This window comes from Bacillus salipaludis (assembly GCF_030938565.1).
In the GTDB taxonomy this organism is placed as follows: domain Bacteria; phylum Bacillota; class Bacilli; order Bacillales; family Cytobacillaceae; genus Neobacillus; species Neobacillus salipaludis_A.
On sequence record NZ_JAVGVR010000001.1, the window covers coordinates 3,125,944 to 3,143,805 of the forward strand.

General features: G+C 37.2%; 19 protein-coding genes and 1 pseudogene. 13 read left to right on the forward strand and 7 right to left on the reverse strand.

Annotated elements, in window-relative coordinates:
* Window positions 1–94: 94 nt before the first annotated feature.
* The gene (locus tag RCG21_RS15500; RefSeq protein WP_133339590.1) at window positions 95–1,129 is read right to left on the reverse strand and encodes a phosphodiester glycosidase family protein; all 1,035 of its coding nucleotides are present in this window, start codon (window positions 1,127–1,129) and stop codon (window positions 95–97) included.
* A 336-nt stretch (window positions 1,130–1,465) separates the two neighbouring features.
* Here RCG21_RS15500 and RCG21_RS15505 point away from each other — a divergent pair, with 336 nt between their 5' ends.
* Window positions 1,466–1,939 carry a hypothetical protein gene (locus RCG21_RS15505; RefSeq protein ID WP_133339592.1) on the forward strand — a complete coding sequence of 158 codons (474 nt, stop codon included), beginning with the start codon at window positions 1,466–1,468 and terminating at the stop codon, window positions 1,937–1,939.
* 374 nt (window positions 1,940–2,313) lie between these two features.
* On the opposite strand, the gene RCG21_RS15510 is transcribed toward RCG21_RS15505, so the two are convergent.
* Complete coding sequence (locus tag RCG21_RS15510) at window positions 2,314–2,760, reverse strand: DMT family transporter (protein ID WP_235824942.1); 447 nt, start codon at window positions 2,758–2,760, stop codon at window positions 2,314–2,316.
* Window positions 2,761–2,971: 211 nt separating this feature from the next.
* Here RCG21_RS15510 and RCG21_RS15515 point away from each other — a divergent pair.
* Window positions 2,972–3,283 (forward strand): annotated as a pseudogene (locus RCG21_RS15515) (LysR family transcriptional regulator); the annotation flags it as partial.
* Window positions 3,284–3,513: 230 nt separating this feature from the next.
* Window positions 3,514–3,966 (forward strand): GNAT family N-acetyltransferase, encoded by a 453-nt coding sequence (locus tag RCG21_RS15520; RefSeq protein WP_133339594.1) that lies wholly within the window; start codon window positions 3,514–3,516, stop codon window positions 3,964–3,966.
* Between the two features lie 259 nt (window positions 3,967–4,225).
* On the opposite strand, the gene RCG21_RS15525 is transcribed toward RCG21_RS15520, so the two are convergent.
* Window positions 4,226–4,720, reverse strand: a complete 495-nt coding sequence (locus RCG21_RS15525; RefSeq protein WP_133339595.1) for an RrF2 family transcriptional regulator — start codon at window positions 4,718–4,720, stop codon at window positions 4,226–4,228.
* Between the two features lie 191 nt (window positions 4,721–4,911).
* Here RCG21_RS15525 and RCG21_RS15530 point away from each other — a divergent pair, with 191 nt between their 5' ends.
* A complete protein-coding gene (locus tag RCG21_RS15530; RefSeq protein ID WP_133339597.1) occupies window positions 4,912–5,358 on the forward strand; it encodes a carboxymuconolactone decarboxylase family protein in 447 nt (148 codons plus the stop codon).
* 533 nt (window positions 5,359–5,891) lie between these two features.
* Here the strand turns inward: RCG21_RS15530 and RCG21_RS15535 are convergent.
* On the reverse strand, window positions 5,892–7,019 hold the full coding sequence (locus tag RCG21_RS15535; RefSeq protein ID WP_133340743.1) for an IS110 family RNA-guided transposase: 1,128 nt from the start codon (window positions 7,017–7,019) through the stop codon (window positions 5,892–5,894).
* 216 nt (window positions 7,020–7,235) lie between these two features.
* Between RCG21_RS15535 and RCG21_RS15540 the strand changes: the two genes are divergently transcribed.
* Together RCG21_RS15540 and RCG21_RS15545 are read left to right on the forward strand one after the other, a co-directional pair.
* A complete protein-coding gene (locus RCG21_RS15540) occupies window positions 7,236–7,802 on the forward strand; it encodes a helicase (RefSeq protein ID WP_133339177.1) in 567 nt (188 codons plus the stop codon).
* A 186-nt stretch (window positions 7,803–7,988) separates the two neighbouring features.
* The gene (locus tag RCG21_RS15545) at window positions 7,989–8,216 is read left to right on the forward strand and encodes a hypothetical protein (RefSeq protein WP_133339175.1); all 228 of its coding nucleotides are present in this window, start codon (window positions 7,989–7,991) and stop codon (window positions 8,214–8,216) included.
* 502 nt (window positions 8,217–8,718) lie between these two features.
* Here the strand turns inward: RCG21_RS15545 and RCG21_RS15550 are convergent.
* Window positions 8,719–9,639 carry an AraC family transcriptional regulator gene (locus tag RCG21_RS15550; RefSeq protein WP_133339173.1) on the reverse strand — a complete coding sequence of 307 codons (921 nt, stop codon included), beginning with the start codon at window positions 9,637–9,639 and terminating at the stop codon, window positions 8,719–8,721.
* Window positions 9,640–9,824: 185 nt separating this feature from the next.
* Here RCG21_RS15550 and RCG21_RS15555 point away from each other — a divergent pair, with 185 nt between their 5' ends.
* Together RCG21_RS15555 and RCG21_RS15560 are read left to right on the forward strand one after the other, a co-directional pair.
* Complete coding sequence (locus RCG21_RS15555) at window positions 9,825–10,808, forward strand: aldo/keto reductase (RefSeq protein ID WP_133339171.1); 984 nt, start codon at window positions 9,825–9,827, stop codon at window positions 10,806–10,808.
* A 27-nt stretch (window positions 10,809–10,835) separates the two neighbouring features.
* The gene (locus RCG21_RS15560) at window positions 10,836–11,687 is read left to right on the forward strand and encodes an aldo/keto reductase (RefSeq protein WP_133339169.1); all 852 of its coding nucleotides are present in this window, start codon (window positions 10,836–10,838) and stop codon (window positions 11,685–11,687) included.
* A 224-nt stretch (window positions 11,688–11,911) separates the two neighbouring features.
* On the opposite strand, the gene RCG21_RS15565 is transcribed toward RCG21_RS15560, so the two are convergent.
* Window positions 11,912–12,325 (reverse strand): VOC family protein, encoded by a 414-nt coding sequence (locus tag RCG21_RS15565; protein WP_165976388.1) that lies wholly within the window; start codon window positions 12,323–12,325, stop codon window positions 11,912–11,914.
* A 594-nt stretch (window positions 12,326–12,919) separates the two neighbouring features.
* On the opposite strand from RCG21_RS15565, the gene RCG21_RS15570 reads away from it, so the two are divergent.
* Window positions 12,920–13,372: a hypothetical protein gene (locus RCG21_RS15570; protein WP_308913362.1), complete on the forward strand. Its 453-nt coding sequence runs from the start codon at window positions 12,920–12,922 to the stop codon at window positions 13,370–13,372.
* Between the two features lie 286 nt (window positions 13,373–13,658).
* On the opposite strand, the gene RCG21_RS15575 is transcribed toward RCG21_RS15570, so the two are convergent.
* Window positions 13,659–13,973 carry a hypothetical protein gene (locus RCG21_RS15575; RefSeq protein WP_133339163.1) on the reverse strand — a complete coding sequence of 105 codons (315 nt, stop codon included), beginning with the start codon at window positions 13,971–13,973 and terminating at the stop codon, window positions 13,659–13,661.
* 160 nt (window positions 13,974–14,133) lie between these two features.
* Here RCG21_RS15575 and RCG21_RS15580 point away from each other — a divergent pair, with 160 nt between their 5' ends.
* From RCG21_RS15580 to RCG21_RS15595, 4 genes are all read left to right on the forward strand, one after another.
* Window positions 14,134–14,421 carry a hypothetical protein gene (locus RCG21_RS15580; protein ID WP_208025422.1) on the forward strand — a complete coding sequence of 96 codons (288 nt, stop codon included), beginning with the start codon at window positions 14,134–14,136 and terminating at the stop codon, window positions 14,419–14,421.
* A gap of 199 nt (window positions 14,422–14,620) precedes the next feature.
* On the forward strand, window positions 14,621–15,058 hold the full coding sequence (locus tag RCG21_RS15585; protein ID WP_133339161.1) for a VOC family protein: 438 nt from the start codon (window positions 14,621–14,623) through the stop codon (window positions 15,056–15,058).
* 303 nt (window positions 15,059–15,361) lie between these two features.
* Window positions 15,362–15,916: a GNAT family N-acetyltransferase gene (locus tag RCG21_RS15590; protein WP_133339159.1), complete on the forward strand. Its 555-nt coding sequence runs from the start codon at window positions 15,362–15,364 to the stop codon at window positions 15,914–15,916.
* Between the two features lie 477 nt (window positions 15,917–16,393).
* A complete protein-coding gene (locus RCG21_RS15595) occupies window positions 16,394–17,392 on the forward strand; it encodes a DUF3231 family protein (RefSeq protein ID WP_308913363.1) in 999 nt (332 codons plus the stop codon).
* Window positions 17,393–17,862 lie beyond the last annotated feature (470 nt).

The window sequence follows — 17,862 nt, forward strand, 5'->3', positions numbered from 1 at the left end:
TATGAAATACGGAAAAATGATAATGTTAAAAATAATAAATGTCAGAAAAACCATGAAAAAACACCTTCACAAATGAGTGAAGGTGTTTTTTCATTTAATGCGGAATCACAATCCATGCATTGGGTAAATAACGCATGCCTACAGAAGTCTGGGTAGCTGGTTTTAGCTGAAGTACTCCATCCTTGATCATCGTAGTGGATCCTCCGCCATCCATGGCAACCGCGTTGGTAACGTGGTATTTCTCAAATAAATGAACGATATCAGACATGGTGGCACCCCGATGAGTTTTATCCCAATAATAACGGCCATCTGTGATAATCATGACGATGCTTCCGTTTTTTGCTTGACCAATGGCCGTCCGTGGTGCCCATCCCCAGGCATCATCAATGTTTGATGTTACTTGGTTTTGACCGTTGACAATCAATTGCGGACCAAAGCTTACCGCATCACGAACTCCCAAATTCTCTAGTTGGTTTACGGAATAACTTCCTGTGATAAACTCGCCATTTTTTAAAATTGCACCTACAAGCTGAGGCACTTTGTAGCCATGTGGAGAATTTATAACCTTACCATTGATGATAACGATCCCTTTTGGCTGGGCCCCGGAACCATTTCCTTTTGGATCATAAAATCCCCCGCCATTAATCCCTGCAACTCCATTATTTTCTTTAATCAAATCAGATAATGGCTGTCCTTTGGTAGAATACTTCGTTCCTACAAGGTGAACGGTTGTGGGATCAGGAACCACCATAACTTTTGCTGTGAAATTAGCTGTATTAATCGTGTCCACGTTAACCGATTCCTTCTTGCCAGTGGATTCCTTTTTATCTTTCGTTACTACAGGAGTAACTGACGATTGCTTAATCGGAGGGTGTAACATGGCTTGATACAATTCTTTTATTTCCGACTGTGGAAGCAAAAAACTCAAGTATTTCACATACTGAGGATGCTGTGATGAAAGGACAGTCCCAACGGTCATTCTTCGAAGTTGGTGTCCTTTATTTGTCCCATATAAAAATTCGCTACCGCTTAAGAAGAGTAGCAAAATCAAAATGACAATAATACGCCAAACTGTTAATTTGAGTGGATGGCGTGGAATATAGTTTCTTTTAGTCGTACTGAGTTCCATACCATTTCACCTCTTATAAATATTTTTCCGAACGAATTCGGGTGGGGAATTTGAAAACTTTAGATTAATGTGTTGAACTGTTAAAATAACGTTCTCCATTATACGTTATACAGCTAATTGTTTTAAGTCCCATTTCATTTCCTTAAAAGGTATTATTTTACTGATCCTAGAGGAGCTACTTCGGGGCTGTCTGAAGCAACACGGATTCGGACACGATGGCTCTTGGCATCACCTTAAAAGTATTACTTATTGTGCTATTGTGGCAGAATAGCGAAATAAACAAGGAGAAATACTAAATTTAATAATTCATTTTGGAAAAGAAGGGGGGAAATTCATATGTCATTGAAAAAACATTGGTTACTTAATATCGTACTGATATTACTCTCCTGGCTTACAATACCTTTATTAGGATGGCGGACTATAAAGAGATTTTTACCAGCCTCAATCCTTGCTGTTCTAATATGTAGTTTGGATGCTCAAATTGGAAAAAAACGCAGATGGTGGTCTTTTTATAATAAACCACAGTCCTTTTTTCAAAATGAATTTCCTTTTCTCATTGGCCCAATGCTGGCGATGGCTTTATGGACATTAAAATGGGGATACGGAAATTTTAAAAAGTTTATTATGTTAAACGTTATTGGCGAAGCAATTTTTGTATCTCCAATAACAAGGTTGTTCACAAAATTAAAACTATATAAATTAGTTCAATTTAACGAATTTCAATTCTTTCTATATTTCTTTTACAAGGCTTTTTGTTTATATGGATTTCAATATCTTTTTGAAAAATACAAGAAAACTAATGATTATTAAAGCAGCGAGGTGCGACTCTTCAATGAAGGTTGCCTTTTTTTATTCCAAAAGGGGAATTATGGAATTTTGTACTTAAATTCCCCAAACTGGATTAAAAAAATCAAGCAAGATACCAAGATGATAGGTATGGATTATGGGGTTGAAATATCCTTCTATATATATACAATTCAAAAACCGCTAAAAATTAGCGGTCCTATTAACTATTAGCTATTAAGTGGTAAAGTAAAAAAAATCCATCCTTTGAGACTTTTAGTTCTCCTTAAAGGATGGATTTTTTACCCGTACTAAGACCTTAGGGAAACAAAGTAATCATAGTTTGAATGTAATTACTTTTATTATTTAGTTATTTAAGAAACTTTGTCTAGTCGTTTCGTCTATAGGGCTTCATCCATAACATTTGATTCAATTTTGTTACTTTTACTATTTACAAACCATATTCCTACCAGTACGAGAAAAATCCCTGCTAACGTTACTATTTTTAAGGCTTCATGCAAAAATATACATCCGGACAGAACTCCTACGACAGGCACAAGTAATAAAGAAATGGATGCTTTGCTTGCTTCTGTACGGCTTAAAATATGATTCCACATCACAAACGCTAGGGCTGAGGCAACAATCCCCGCAAACAGAATATAAACGACCGGCATGAATCCCCAATGCGATTCACCGTGTTCAAATGAAAGAAAATAGACCAATAAGCCCATCGCCCCAATCGTCATTTGCCAAGTGGTATATTGAATACTATTACAATGCTTTAATTTCAGTTTGAACAGCAAGTTTGCTACAGCCCAAGAAATAGCGGAGCTTAATGCCAGTAACATAGCCCAGAGGGATCCTCCTAAATGGATATTCATAGCGAGAAATAAGCCAACTATCCCTAGAACAATTCCAAACGTCTTTCAGTTCTGACCTATAGTATGCCGCTATTTTTATCGATTATGGCTCATAAGTGGATTCCTGAAGAACAGTTGACGGCAAATATAAATATCGTAGTTTTAAGTCGAAAAACGACTTAATTAGGAGGGGAATAGTTTGGAACTACGTCAGATTGAATATTTCACGGTAGTGGCTGAAGAGTTGCATTTTGGTCGAGCGGCAATGCGCTTACAAATGACACAACCACCTTTAAGTCAACAAATTTTGGAACTTGAGAGGGAACTAGGAGTGAAGCTGTTTGAAAGATCAATGCGGCATGTAGAGCTGACAAACGCTGGAAGGGTTTACTTGAAAGAAGTTCGCCAAGTACTTACCCTATTAGAGCGAGCAAAGATTGCTGCTCAAAGGGCACAGATGGGAATCCTTGATCGGTTAGTGATTGGATTTGTCAGATCTGCCACATTCGATTTCGAACAGAAATTTTGTGAAAATGATTGATTGTGAAAGAATACACTTATACTAATGACTACGATACTTCAAGAAGAAGTCGCCTTTTTTCTTTTAAATAAAAAAATTGTATAAAATTATACTTAAACTCTCGCAGGTTAGTGTAATAAAGATTGAATGGTAAAATTATGAGAAATGCACTACACGATGGGACTGATCAATAGTGATTTTTATAAAGGAGTTGTGAGAAGTTGAAATATCGTAAAGCAAATAACGAGGATATTGATCTATTGGTGGAGTTAAGAAAAAAGCAATTAGTTGATGAAGGTATAGAACCTAATATAGATATTGAAAAGGAACTATATGTTTTCTTTAAAAATAAACTAAGCGATGGTACTTTAATTCAATGGCTAGTGGAAGATAAAGAAGAGATTATAGCTTGTGGTGCAGTAATTTTTTATGAATTTCCACCTAGTTACACCAATAAGACTGGAAAAAAGGCGTATATCGCAAATATGTATACGAATGAAAATTATCGTGGGCAAGGAATCGCTACAAAGCTGTTAACGAAGTTAGTTGATGAAGTGAAGATTTCAGGCATTTCAAAAATATGGCTTGGGGCTTCAAAAATGGGGAGACCAGTGTATAAGAAGTTTGGTTTTACGGAAACGGATGAATTTCTAGAATTAAATATTATTAAATAATTTGTGAAGTATAATACTCAAACGACCATATTTTAATAATACAATTTTAGACCCTGTCTAAAGTAACGGGTACGATATTCAAGAAAGAGATCGCCTGTTTTCTTTTGCACAAAAAAGATTGTGAAATGATGGACTTAAACGATCGTTAGTTGAAGGTTGGTTCAAATTATTCATAGAAAATGGAACGATGCGTTTTCCTTGAACTAAGCAAAAAACCTCTCTAAATTCCTGTTAATTTAGGAATTTCACGAGAGGTTTTTTATATGTTGTTGCTCTTCGAAAAATATTTCTGAGTATCTTCACGTATTTGTTTGGGTAAGACACGATCAAGCTCTTTATTTAACCATGACAGTGTTTTACTACGCAAGTAATCACGCATTTGTTCTTCTGCAGAGAGCATAACTAAATTGATGGTGCAAGAGGAGGGAGCTGAACAGCAGTTTTCTCTATACAATAATCCATTGTCTTTAATATTTTTACATTGAAAAATAGGTTTAGGACCCTCAACTGCTTCAATTACATCCCAAAAGGAAATATCTTCTGGGGACTTAGCTAACCTATATCCTCCCTTTACACCAGGCACAGAACTTACAATGCTTGCCCTAGATAATTTACCAAAAACTTTTGAAAGAAATGTCTCGGAAAGTCCTTGGAATTCTGCCAATTCCTTAATCCCAACACTTTCATCGGAAGGAACGTCAATTAAATAAACCAGACAATGTAAAGCATATTCAACTCCGACACTATACTGCATATAAACTCACCTGCTTTTTATTTTAAGGGCTATCAAATTGTATCTTAGGAATATTTAGAGTATTAGTCAAATAAAAGAAGTCTCTTTTGGGTAACTCAGATTCATTTGACAAAAATAATTATAGTCTATATTATAGACAATGTTAATCGTCGATTAAATAAGTCTTTTATTTATTTAAGGAGGTAATTAAATTGGAACAACGAGTTGATTATTACAATGTAGCACCAGAAGCACTTAAAATAATGATGGAAATGGAGAAGTATACGAAAACAACAGGCATAGACCGTAAACTTCGTGAACTTATAAAAATTCGGGCTTCACAAATTAACGGATGTGCATTTTGTTTGAATATGCATACAGCTGATGCTAGAAAAATGGGAGAAACGGAACAACGTTTATATTGTATTGGTGCTTGGAGAGAGTGCACATTTTATACGGATGCAGAAAAAGTAGCTCTTGAGTTGACAGAATACGTAACTTTAATCCCCACAAAACGCGTGCCAGATGAGCTTTATCAAAGAGTACGTGAACATTTTGACGAGAGACAATATGTAGACCTTGTACTGATTATTAATCAAATCAACAGTTGGAATAGAATTTCTATTGCAATGGGGAATACAGCAACCTTGACTACTTAAACAGAATGTAGAGGTTTCTTTTTCAAATAACGAGTGCACTAATACAAGAAGGGAAGGTTGCTGTGGCAGCCTTTTTTTATTGAACTGATATGAACGAAACTGTCAACCCACCACACCCAAATGTTTTTATTTAGCGTTTTATTCAGTATGAATAGAGTTATTCCTTGTTCAACTTATAGACCAAATATCCTTTCGGATCTAGCTTGTCAAGGGCGCACTTTCCCTTGATAAGCTAAATCCGAAAGGGATACAATACAGAAAGTTGAACAGGATAACCCTAAAAACTTGGCACGAAGGCAAAAACTCTGACGGTGATATACAAACTGATATGCGTGGGTTGGGTACCACATTTCACTCCATCCGTCACGGAGCTGCCTCGGACTAAAGGCGCACGTTCAGTTCTAGACCTAGTGCATAGTTCAACATGAGGGTTCTCCTTCACGGGAATTTGCCTTCGAGCCAAATCTTCAATTTCCAACCAAAAAGTTATTACTTCATAAGAAAACTCCATTAATTTATTACTTTCAATCTACTTAAGCAATATTCAATCTACTTACTTGTTTATCTTCAATACAACAAGCGATAGCCCAGATAAAGCCAAGTAATTCTCTAGCAACGGCAACAACAGCTACTTTTCCACCTTTTCCTTTAGCGGAGATTCGATGATATTTCATATGAAGACGGTGTTGAGCTTTCCAAGCTATACGTTTTGCCTCTGGATCTTGACCTTCTTGACGTTTTAGCAATTCACCTTTAACAGATGGGCGATGACGATAAGACCAACAAACTTCTACTATGGAACGTCGAATTTGTGAGTTTCCTGTTTTCGTAATCGAACCTTGCCAACGACTTGATCCACTAGAGTATTCTTTAGGAACAAGTCCAGCATAGGACATCAATTGTCTTGGGTTAGAAAAACGAGAAAACTGTCCAATTTCAGCTACCAAGGTAACGGCAGTTACTTCCGCAACTCCTCTTAATGTTTGGAGTGCTTGAATAACGGGGGCGTGTTCACTTTGAAGTGCTTCTTCATGGATTTGATCTTCAATTCGTTTCATACGATCTTCTACTTCATTGATTGTATGAAGATACTCTTGAAAAACAATACGTTGTGCAGCTCTTTTAAATGTTAAGCGTTTTAACCATTCACGATGTTTTACAGACCAATTTCGAACTCCTTGCGGAGGACGTATATCATGGCGAAGTAAGAAGTGAATAAGTCTCTGACGAGAACTTTGTAAATCTTCACGAGCATCATGACGAGCACGAATTAAGTCTCTCAATGCTTCATGATCTTCATCTGGAACCCATACAGAAGTAAGCTCTCCCGCACGTAGTAACTGAGCTAATCTAATAGAATCTCTTTTATCTGTTTTCACGCGATCGCCAGATCGCTTTGGGATAAGAGAGGGTGCCACAACCAAACATTCAATTTCCATTGAAAGAAGTAAACGATAAATTCCATATCCAGTAGAACCAGCTTCATAACATACTAATAGGTTGTCAGGATTTCCTAACTTTTTCATTAGTTTGCGAATGTCTTCTGGCTTATTTTGGATAGTTCCATGAAATCTTGGTTCACCACGACCTGGATCAGCAATAGCAACAGCAATTGTATCTTTAGATACGTCTAAACCAACAAATTTTTGTACATCCTTCATATTAAACGGCTCCTTTTCGTGTGTAGCTCTACACTTGGTTTATTTTTGGGTAGTAACATTATGACCAAGTGCAACCTACGTTAAGCGATGGGAGCCGTTTCGTTCATTATGACTAAAGGGTCAGGGGTGTGGAAGAATCCAGATTTTCATTTCTTCAGCAATCGAAACAGATTTCAGCATAAACTTATAAAACCAATTCGTAAGGAGTGACTTTAAATGAATGTTGGAAGAGATAAAATATACCCCGACTGTCCAACTCTTATCAGAACGGTTGAGGTTGGCGGTCTTACGAAATCACAGCTTCTTCAAAAATTGCAACAACATTCTATTTTGATGAATAAGCTTGGAGAGAGGCTATTCGCTGATGATAAGTTTACTATTTCAGATACGATATACAGTGTAAGGGCTGTTGAGCCCAAAGTTCGTGATCTTGGCTTTCCAGAAGGAACTACTATACCCCAGCTTTTTGAAAAAGCGAACCAGGTTGGCTTAAAATTATGCCCCCTTGAGCTAGGACCCCACTTAAGATTGGAGTATCTGGATCAACCCGAAGGTCATTCGGGGAAACCTTCTTGGCGACATCGAGCTCCGTATGGCTCCGTTACAATAGCATCTGAGATACTATCCAAAGACGTCGACTTTCCGAAGGGTTTCTATCTGAGACGAATTGAAGGTGCGCTGTGGTTGCGTGGATACATTGCTGATGATCTGCACGTCTTGGAGCCAGATGATCACTTTGTTTTTTGTCAAAACGAAAATTTGAAGAAAAAAATTCCTTATTAATCAACGGGCGCGAATGTGGAATAAATGTCACGGTTCTTATTCAATTAATGGGGGGAGAGTTGTAGTTCAAGCTGTCATTTTAAACAGCATTTTTTATTACACTATAGTGACAGGTTAATTGAATAAAAAATTATCTCAAAATCTCAAAAATTCGCTCATAATAAAATAAAGCAGGGGTGTAACCACTTGTTTTCTTGGAGAATAACAAAATATAACCCGAAAAAGAGAGAGGAAGAAGGCTCTTATCTGGACCTTGAAGAATGGACAAGTTTTTCTGAGGTAGGAAAAAAGGTTAGTGAAGAAGAATATTTAAAAACTGAATCAAACTACTTAAATTCCATCACTAGGTTTATGAATGAAACGGGCTATAAAAAGCTTTATCTAGATGACTTGAAATATGCTCTGATGAAGTAAAGAAGAACCAAAGCGCTGTTCCTTTTTTGTCAAACATTTGGGTGGGTAAATCCGTCAGTGCGCGGGAGATTATAGAGTTAGCAAAATTAAGCTTACGGGAAGTTATTTGGTGCAAATTAAGTTACAAAGACAGGTTTTTTGTTCACTTCGGATACGATTATTATATGTATATTGGAGCAAGTATAGATTCTCCTACAGCTCGTCAAAAAATCGAAGAGACTGGATTATACATGGAAGAATTTAAATCTCCCTATTTGGATTAAAAATGAAATTTATAATTGAAGCCTTCTTGAAGTAAAGGGTGTGTTTAAGAAATTGAGACAAAAATTAAATGACAAAGAATATAGGAAAGTTTGGGGGAGATTTAACAAAGAGTTTAAGTTTAAAGTTGGTTTAAGTTTAATTATTCATAATCTGTTGGTTACACCAACTTTTCCTTTGATGCTCTTTCCAAATTATTTTCTTATTTCTCCACAAAAAACCCCGATCATAAGGAAGGGGTTTATGGGTTTATAATTTGCTGCTCATAGGTTTCTTTCAATCGCTTAATATCCTCTTTTGGCGGTAGACCAAACATCCTAGAATATTCTCTGCTGAATTGAGATGGACTTTCGTAGCCTACTCGGAATGCAGCATCGGTGGCATCAGTTGACTCGGATAATAACAGGCGACGAGCTTCCTGTAGTCTTAGTTGTTTTTGAAACTGAATAGGGCTCATTGCTGTTACCTCTTTAAAGTGCCTATGAAAGGAAGAAACACTCATGTTCGCAATTTCTGCAAGGTCCTCAATCCGAAAAGATTGGTCATAGTTTTTCATGATATGTTCAATCACAACCCCAATTAGATGAGCTGAACTTCCTTCTAGCCCTATTTGCCCTAATGTAACTCCATGCTGCCCCTGTAAAACCCTATAGATAATTTCCTTTGTGATAAGAGGTGCAAGAACCGGTATATCGTAAGGAGTCTCCAGCAAATGTACTAATCTGGTTACAGCGTCCAACAAAGAATCCTCGATTTGGCTTACATACATGCCTCTTCTGGCATTTTCTTTTGGGTTAACTGGAAGATGTGAATCCTGTAATACCTCCAATATTTGGTTTGGCGTAAATTCAAGTTTGAGTGCCAAATACGGATTTTCAGAAGAAGCTTCCGTAACTATACCGGTAATTGGCAAGTTCACGGATGCAACAAGGTAATCTGCAGGACCGTACACATAGGTCTCCTGTGCCAGTAAAACCTCCTTTTTGCCTTGAACGATTATGCATAAAGAGGGCATGTAAACTCCGTAAGCTGGACCTGTAACATCAGAGAACCGAGAGAATGATAAAGAAGATATTGCAGTCTCATGAGCCCCGTCCTTACCTGTGTGCCTCTCAATAAGTTGGGTGAGTTCCGAACGCTGTTTGTCGATTTGTTTGGACATAAAAACCTCCTGTGTCTCTGTTTTTTATAGTTCCATATTAATACATATTCCTCCGAAGTGTTAGTGGTGTGAGAGGATTAGGCAATGATTTGATAGGAATTATATAAGGGTTTCCTGTTCTTTTATTGCATAATAAGGGAGTTAAAAGTTTTCTATACATCTTGACTGTAAGGAGTTGAATCACCATGAAAAAGCGTAAATTAGGAAAGACTGAATTGGAGGTTTCCTCCATTGGACTTGGTTGCATGGGCATGAGCCATGGGTACGGACCTGCATCGGACAAGCAAGAGATGATTGCGCTTATTCATAAGGCTCTAGACCGGGGTGTTACTTTCTTCGATACTGCCGAAGTATATGGTCTGTTTGTCAATGAGGAATTGGTAGGGGATGCCCTTGCTCCTCTTAAGGGAAAAGTTGTTATCGCGACCAAATTTGGCATCCAGATGATAAATGGCAAGCAGATGCTCGATAGTAAGCCTGAACGTATTAGGCAGTCAATCGAAGGCTCGCTTAAACGCCTTAAGGTCGATACCATTGATCTTTACTATCAGCATCGGGTGGACCCAAGTGTTCCAATTGAAGAGGTAGCAGGAGTAATACAAGACCTAATCAAGGAAGGGAAGATTAAGCATTGGGGACTTTCTGAAGCAGGAGTGGAAACGATTCGCCGTGCACACTCGGTTCATCCGCTGACTGCCGTTCAAAGTGAATACTCAATGATGTGGAGAAGCCCTGAAGACGACTTGTTGCCTACCCTTGAAGAGCTGGGAATCGGCTTTGTTCCTTTCAGTCCGTTGGGCAAGGGATTCCTTACCGGCACAATTAAAAAGGATGCAAGGTTCGGCAGTTCAGATTTCCGCAGCATTGTTCCACGCTTCAAACCTGAGAATATCGAGGCAAATCAGGTATTGGTTGATTTGATAAACAAGTTTGCTGTTGAAAAAGATGCAACACCCGCTCAAATCGCACTTGCGTGGGTTCTAGCACAGAAGCCGTGGATTGTTCCGATTCCAGGCACGCGGAAGTTGGAGCGTCTCGAAGAAAACCTTGGGGCTGCTGATATTGAACTGAGTCGTGAAGAACTCAAGGATTTAAATGATGCCTTATCGAAAATTGAGATCTCAGGAGATCGCTATCCAGCTGAATATGCAAATAGGGTAGGAAAATAATTTACGATAAACACAGGAGGATTTTATATGCAAAAAGTAACGTTAAATAATGGTGTAGAGATGCCAATCCTGGGCTTTGGGGTTTTTCAGATTCAGGATGAAAATGAATGTGAGCAGGCCCTTTACGATGCGATTATGACGGGTTATCGTCTGATCGATACTGCAGCATCTTATCTAAATGAAGAAGCAGTCGGAAGAGCAATCAAGCGGAGCGGTGTCCCAAGAGAGGAATTGTTCATTACAACAAAACTTTGGGTTCAGGATACTGGTTATGAAAACACAAAGAAAGCATTAGAAAAATCACTGGAAAGGCTGCAATTGGATTATCTGGATTTATACCTAATCCATCAGCCATTTGGTGATGTACACGGTTCTTGGCGTGCCATGGAGGAACTGTACCGTGAAGGAAAAGTCAGGGCAATTGGAGTAAGTAACTTCCATTCAGACCGCCTTATTGATTTGATTATCCATAATGAAGTTGTTCCAGCGGTTAACCAAGTCGAAACACATGTATTCAATCAGCAGATTGAAAGTCATGCCTTTATGAAAGAGAACAATGTACAAATAGAGTCTTGGGGGCCATTTGCCGAAGGAAAAAACAACATGTTCCAGAATGAAATTTTGGTTTCCATAGGAGAAAAGTATAATAAATCTGTTGCTCAGGTGGTTTTACGTTGGTTGACACAAAGAGGAGTTGTTGCGATTCCAAAATCTGTCCGTAAAGAAAGAATCGTGGAAAACTTCAACATCTTTGACTTTGAATTAAGCCAAGAAGATATGGACCAAATTGCTACTTTAGATACAAAAGAGAGCTTATTCTTTTCACACAGGGACCCTGAAATGGTGAAATGGATTGGAACCCGTAAACTAGATATATAATTTTATTTTCTATAGCACAACAAAAAGTCGATTTCCTTCACAAGTGAACATCGGCTTTTTTTATGGATAACAATTTAATAACTTTTATATCGTGAAGGATTACACTTAAACTACCGGGTGCATTTCTTAAAGAACATTCGGCTGCTCAAGGACAAGCAGCCGATATTATGTTGAACGGGTGAGGTAACCAAAGAAGCGAATGATGTGGACTTCATCTGAATAGTCTAGCCTTCTATGTACTGACGCTCACAAAGGAGCATCCATGACGTTCCAAACCTGTCTCTCAGCTGAGCAAAACGCAAAGCGAAAAATGTTTCTTCCATGGGCATAAAGATTTCTCCTCCTTCAGAAAGCAAGGTATAAAGTCTCTCCGCCTCTTCTGCACTGTAAACCCTGAGTGTCAGATAGACACTCCGCATAGGCTCTGCCTTGGGGATGTCGGCTCCCCTTAGAATGGTGTCCCCAATCTCGATGGTGGCATGCAAAATGTCGTTTTCCCTACCTTCCGGAACGTTCGTAGTATCTGGCAGTTGTTTGAAAGCCATCATTGATGTTATTCTTCCTCCGAGATGCTGTTCATAGAACTGAAAAGCCTGTTCGCAAACTCCTTGATAGTTGACGTAGATATCGAGCTTCATTGAATAATCTCCCTTTTTCATTTTGGTTGTTGGTCTTGAAAGATATTTTATAATTCAGTATAAACGAAAGGCATATGAATGCCTATACAATCGATTTTATTACAAACTATTATTTGTAAATATTTACAATTATTATAATTTATGGACTCTATTTCTACTCTTCGCTGTCTTCGGTGTATGGGATGCGTAAGTCACTTGGGATTATAGATGAGGAGATTAATCCTACTAGAAAAAATTGAGAATTTATTTCTCCACATTTAGAGCTGATGTACTCATGTGTCGTTATTGTGAAATATGGTACTTAAACAAACGGACGCTTATGTTTAATACAAGGTCGCTGCGGCGCCTTTTGCTTGTTCCGCCAAATGGCAGGTTTGTGGAACAGCCCTTGACAAGGGTACAAGATTAGGTTTATTAAGCTAAAAACATATTAAGATTCTAACCTCAGCACAAAAATATATTTACTTCAATTGTTCCACAGTCATAAAGCCCAAATATGATTTATAGGTAAAAACACATTTTGCTGAAACAAGTTTATAGGTTAATAACCAATGAATATGATGATTTGAAAATAAACATTAAGGAGTGCATTTTATGAATACTAGTCATTTACATCTGTACTCTAACATTCCATATAGTCAAGATGCTTATCTATCTTCATCTCCATTCCAAACAGATTACTATTCGCCCATTGATTCAAGACAATTTGGCGTGTCTCAGCCTCCAACTGCACCACCACCTGGTCATCATGCTCCGCCTGGACCACCACACGGTCATCATGATCCAGAAGCTGGACCACCAACATCGCCACCGCCATCAGTTGTTCCTCAACAAATGCACCAAGCAGGAGCATACGCAGTAGACCCAGGCAGCATGATCCGTTGTTTACACAGATACACGTATGTATGGCTTAGAGGTCGTGAGCAATTTTGGTTCTATCCAACATTTATTGGTCGAAACTCTGTTTCAGGGTATCGCTGGACTGGACAGAGATGGGTTAATTACGGTATTAGCCTAAGACAAATTCAATCCTTTACTTGCGTTTAATAAGATTTTGTAATTGAATGCAAACCAGCTTGTGTGGGGAAGGAATAAAGCCCAATAAAACAAAATAATCTTATTTCAACTAAAGTTAGATATAGTCTATTTTTTTCTCAAAACAAAACAGATGTTGAAATATTGCACTTACAATAAATGGTGCAAAAGATTAAAATCCAGCTGCCATCATGGTGGCTTTTTCTTATAGTACTAACTAGCAGTTTAATTGAACAATCTGCAATAGCTATTCATCAATTGGACCTTTTTGCAACATTAAATTTAACAGAGCCTAAAATTAAAATTCTATCCCGTTTTCTATATAGATTGTGTTTTGTAATCCGGTATGCTTTACCACATATTCAAATATATTTTTTGCTGTGTCTCTGATTATCTCGCTTAGACCTAAGTTATCAAAAACGCGTGCATAGCAGCGAATAATCAACGTATCATTTTCTTCTAACAGATGATAATAGACGGTTTCCTTATGTATTTTCGAAAAACAGTTAATAAATAGATATTCATCTGTTGGTTCGATTCCTTTTAACAGAAGTTCTTTTTGAACTATTCGTTTTATTTCAGCGATTTGATTCTGTGATAAATTTATTCTCATACCAGCCCACCAGCCTATTAATTTATCAGCATTCCACATTTTTATTATATGAAAAACGAAATTGTCTGTCACAAAAGAATTGGATTGCCGCAATGATCCCATTTTAACTGGACGAACTGGGCAGGATAGTTAGAGAAAAATATATAGATAAGTGACCAAGTTGACAATAATATCATTGGAATCTATACTCGATAAACATTCGCTTAAACGTTTAGGCGTGGACTATATCGACCTGTATCAGCCTGCAAGAATTGATCTAGGAATACCAGTTAAGGAGACGATTTGTGCCAGAAAAGTAAATCAACTTCAGGAATCAATGAAATCTCTTGATGTGCATCTAAATGAAAGTGATGTCAAAAGAATTGAAGAAGCTATACCAGAATCAGAGATAGCTGGTGGAAGTTTTCCGCAGATGAAATTCAAAAATGGGATGGTAGTCCAGAATTAAAGATTTCTTTCATTGTGAAGTAATATACTTAAACTAAAGGGGGCGATGCTTTAATAACGAAGGATCGCATTTTCTTATTGAAATAACGGGGCAGGTTTGTTGAAGAAGGATATTTTCTGTTTTAAGCGAAATAGAATACCAAACAAACCTAACACAAATATAGGTATTGAAAATAACAGGAACATAGGAGGTATGAGAGATGAGGGTCAATAGAATAGATCATGTGAGCATAAACGTAAATGATCTTTCAGAGGCTAAAGCGTTTTTTCTTGATTTAGGACTTGAAGTGCAAGCGGAATGGGAATTGGATGGAGAACTGTTGGACAGAATAGTTGGGCTTAATGATGTTAAAACGGCATGTGTAGGATTGGGAATGCCAGATGGTCAGGCATGGATAGAGCTAGTTAAATTTTATACGCCGTCAGATGAAAAGGATTTTCAGCAACCATTTGCAAATACGCTGGGTATCCGACATATTTGTTTTGCTGTTGAAGATATTGAAGCTATTGTTGCAAAATTGAAAAAGAAGGGCACGGAAATCTTTAGTGAGATACAGCAATATGAAGATAGTTATAAGTTATGCTACGTTCGTGGTCCAGAGGGAATTATTTTAGAGTTGGCGGAGAAAATCAGGTGAATATTGAATTGGACTTTAAATGAATTAGATTTCCGCCTTTAAAGATTTCTTCTTAAACTATCAGGTGCGTTTCTTCAATAAGGTATTTGAAGCGATCTTCCTCAATCGGGCACTTATAGGGAATAAATATGTGACCACTTTTGCTTTATAGGGTCAGATTCCCAGGAAATAGTTGAAACATATATAAGGAAAATTATTTGAAAAGATGTACTAAGAGGAGTGCATTGATATTAACCTTAATTGGGGACATTTTTGCTACCATCGGAGAGGTTCATTAATAAAACGAGGTTAAAGGAGGTTAAAATGGAGAAACAGGCTGATTTATTTCATTCATTGGAGGGTGAAAAAATCTATTTCAAAGCCCTTAGGGTAGAGGATGTTCAAGAGATACATCATTTTGCATCAGATCAAGAAGTTTCACGATTTATTGGCTGGAATTTGATGAATACTTTAGAGGAATCTCATCAGCACATTGAAGTAATGTTAAACCGTGAGTCGGTAGGTACTCATTTATATTCCTCCATTGTTGAAAAATTAACACAAGCAATAATAGGGACAGCCATGATTTTCAATTTTGACAAAGAAGCCAACAAAGCTGAAATTGGTTATGTGTTACATAAACAATATTGGGGTAAGGGATATGGCACAGAGATGGTTGCATTGATGAGTGATTTTGCATTTAAATCCCTTAATCTTCATAAACTCTATGCCATGGTAGTTCATGCCAATATTGGCTCTGCACGGATACTTGAAAAGAATAGATATGAGTTAGAAGGAAGATTAAAGGACCACTATTTTATAGAGAATAAGTATTATGATGCATTACTTTTCGGCAAAATTACAAACATGGAAACTTAGCGTTCGTCTGCAGATCTTTGTTGACCATGATGTCAATAAAATATAGTCCGTTCTTATTCAATTGAAGGGCGCGATTATGTAATAAAACAATTCCAAAAATACCGATTCCTTAAATATTTAGGGAATCGGCTTTTTTAGGTTTAAAATCTTGAACTTTATTACTTTAATGATACAAGAAACTCATCAAAAATAGCCTTTATTCATCGGGAGCAAAGGCAATTTATGAGTGAAAAAATACCGAGGCGATAAGAACAACAGGAGTTTTGACAGTAGATTATCATTATAGTTGTTTAACTAAAGGGGCAGCAGTTTAGTTTATTAAAGATTGATAAACATTTATAGGATCATTCATTTTAAATTAAAAAACTCCAAATGGGCAAAGATTTTCTAACTTTGATTGAAAAAAACGGGAAAAATTTTTAAAAGTATTTTTTACAGGGGGATAATATCAGCAGTTATAAAACTGGAGGTATTTTTATGGAAACTCATCATATTCGTTTAACTTCATCTGAAGTGGGTGCTCTATGGGCAAATTATATAGCGGATTCTATGTTTGTATGTGTTTATAAGTATTATTTAGCTAAAGTCGAAGATGCGGAAATCAAAAAAGTACTAGAGCATGCTTTGGATTTGGCCCAACAGCATGTACAAGTTGTTACAAAAATATTTAAAGGAGAAGGTCATGCTATCCCTCTTGGGTTTACTGAAAACGATGTTAATGTGGATTCTCCAAGGCTTTTTTCTGATGAGTTCTTTTTATTCTATACTAAAAATATGACTAAAGGGGCTTTAGTTACATACGGTGCCATTTTGCCGCATACCTTTCGCAATGATATTCGGGAACACTTTATGTCTTGTATCTCTTCTACAATGGAATTATTTAATGATACAACGAACGTCCTTCTTTCCAAGGGAATAGAAGTTAGGTCTCCCTATATTCCCTATCTTCAAGAAGTGGACATGGTTGAAAAACAACATTTCTTAGCGGGGTGGTGGGGTGAACAAAGACCGCTGACTGCAGCAGAGATTACTCACCTCTACTCTAATATTCAAACAAACAATATGGGTTCAGCAGTGATCACTGGATTTGCTCAAGTTGCAAAGTCTAAGGATGTCCGAGAATATTTCAGACGGGGTAAAGAAATTGCAAAGAAACAAATTGAAGTTTTAACTAAATACTTACATAAAAATGACCTTCCTGCACCTGTAACCTGGGATGCACAAGTTCAGGATATAACGGAGTCTCCTTTTTCCGATAAATTAATGTTGTATCAAACTTCCATGATGACAGCTGCTGGTATGGGAAACTACGGAACTGCACTTTCTGCTAGTCCAAGACGTGACATTGCTGCTGATTATGTTCGATTACAAGGAGAAATTGGACTCTACGCAGAGGACGGTTTAAATCTCCAAATTAAGCATGCGTGGTTGGAAAGACCGCCTCATGCAGCTGACGGAGATCAGTTAATGAAATAGAGGACCCAGGATAAATTTAGATTAAGAAGATACGATGGCAATTATACAAATGTCCAAAAGAGAAATAGCTGCTAGTTTTAATGGGAATTCTACTTAAAAAAATATTAAGAAATGTATAGTGAGTTTTTGCCTTTTTAAATATGTATTTGAAGTCTTTTTAGCCTATTTAACTGCCCGTTTTTTTAGCCCATTCTAAATCATTATTAATGTAGAGGCGTTATACCCATTTTTTCACTCAGTAAGCAAAGTTTGTGAATTATTGTTCTTAAATTAACGGATGGAAAAAGGCAGCGGAATCCGTTGTCTTTTTTCCATCCGTTATTAAAAATTTTTTCTATAAAATTCTTTTCTAATGTTTCCACTTAACTGATCTATCTGAGATCCTGACGAAAGTACAAAAGAAATTGTACTGAAAGATTCTAAAAGGAGTCCTATCTTTTGCTGTTCGCTGTACAGTCCGTTGTAGGTGC

Coding starts and splice junctions, on each gene's coding strand:
- RCG21_RS15500 (WP_133339590.1), bottom strand. CDS start 1,129: ATGGAACTCAGTACGACTAAAAGAAACTATATTCCACGCCATCCACTC.
- RCG21_RS15505 (WP_133339592.1), top strand. CDS start 1,466: ATGTCATTGAAAAAACATTGGTTACTTAATATCGTACTGATATTACTC.
- RCG21_RS15510 (WP_235824942.1), bottom strand. CDS start 2,760: ATGTTACTGGCATTAAGCTCCGCTATTTCTTGGGCTGTAGCAAACTTG.
- RCG21_RS15525 (WP_133339595.1), bottom strand. CDS start 4,720: ATGCAGTATAGTGTCGGAGTTGAATATGCTTTACATTGTCTGGTTTAT.
- RCG21_RS15535 (WP_133340743.1), bottom strand. CDS start 7,019: ATGAAGGATGTACAAAAATTTGTTGGTTTAGACGTATCTAAAGATACA.
- RCG21_RS15540 (WP_133339177.1), top strand. CDS start 7,236: ATGAATGTTGGAAGAGATAAAATATACCCCGACTGTCCAACTCTTATC.
- RCG21_RS15550 (WP_133339173.1), bottom strand. CDS start 9,639: ATGTCCAAACAAATCGACAAACAGCGTTCGGAACTCACCCAACTTATT.
- RCG21_RS15555 (WP_133339171.1), top strand. CDS start 9,825: ATGAAAAAGCGTAAATTAGGAAAGACTGAATTGGAGGTTTCCTCCATT.
- RCG21_RS15560 (WP_133339169.1), top strand. CDS start 10,836: ATGCAAAAAGTAACGTTAAATAATGGTGTAGAGATGCCAATCCTGGGC.
- RCG21_RS15565 (WP_165976388.1), bottom strand. CDS start 12,325: ATGAAGCTCGATATCTACGTCAACTATCAAGGAGTTTGCGAACAGGCT.
- RCG21_RS15570 (WP_308913362.1), top strand. CDS start 12,920: ATGAATACTAGTCATTTACATCTGTACTCTAACATTCCATATAGTCAA.
- RCG21_RS15575 (WP_133339163.1), bottom strand. CDS start 13,973: ATGAGAATAAATTTATCACAGAATCAAATCGCTGAAATAAAACGAATA.
- RCG21_RS15585 (WP_133339161.1), top strand. CDS start 14,621: ATGAGGGTCAATAGAATAGATCATGTGAGCATAAACGTAAATGATCTT.
- RCG21_RS15590 (WP_133339159.1), top strand. CDS start 15,362: ATGGAGAAACAGGCTGATTTATTTCATTCATTGGAGGGTGAAAAAATC.
- RCG21_RS15595 (WP_308913363.1), top strand. CDS start 16,394: ATGGAAACTCATCATATTCGTTTAACTTCATCTGAAGTGGGTGCTCTA.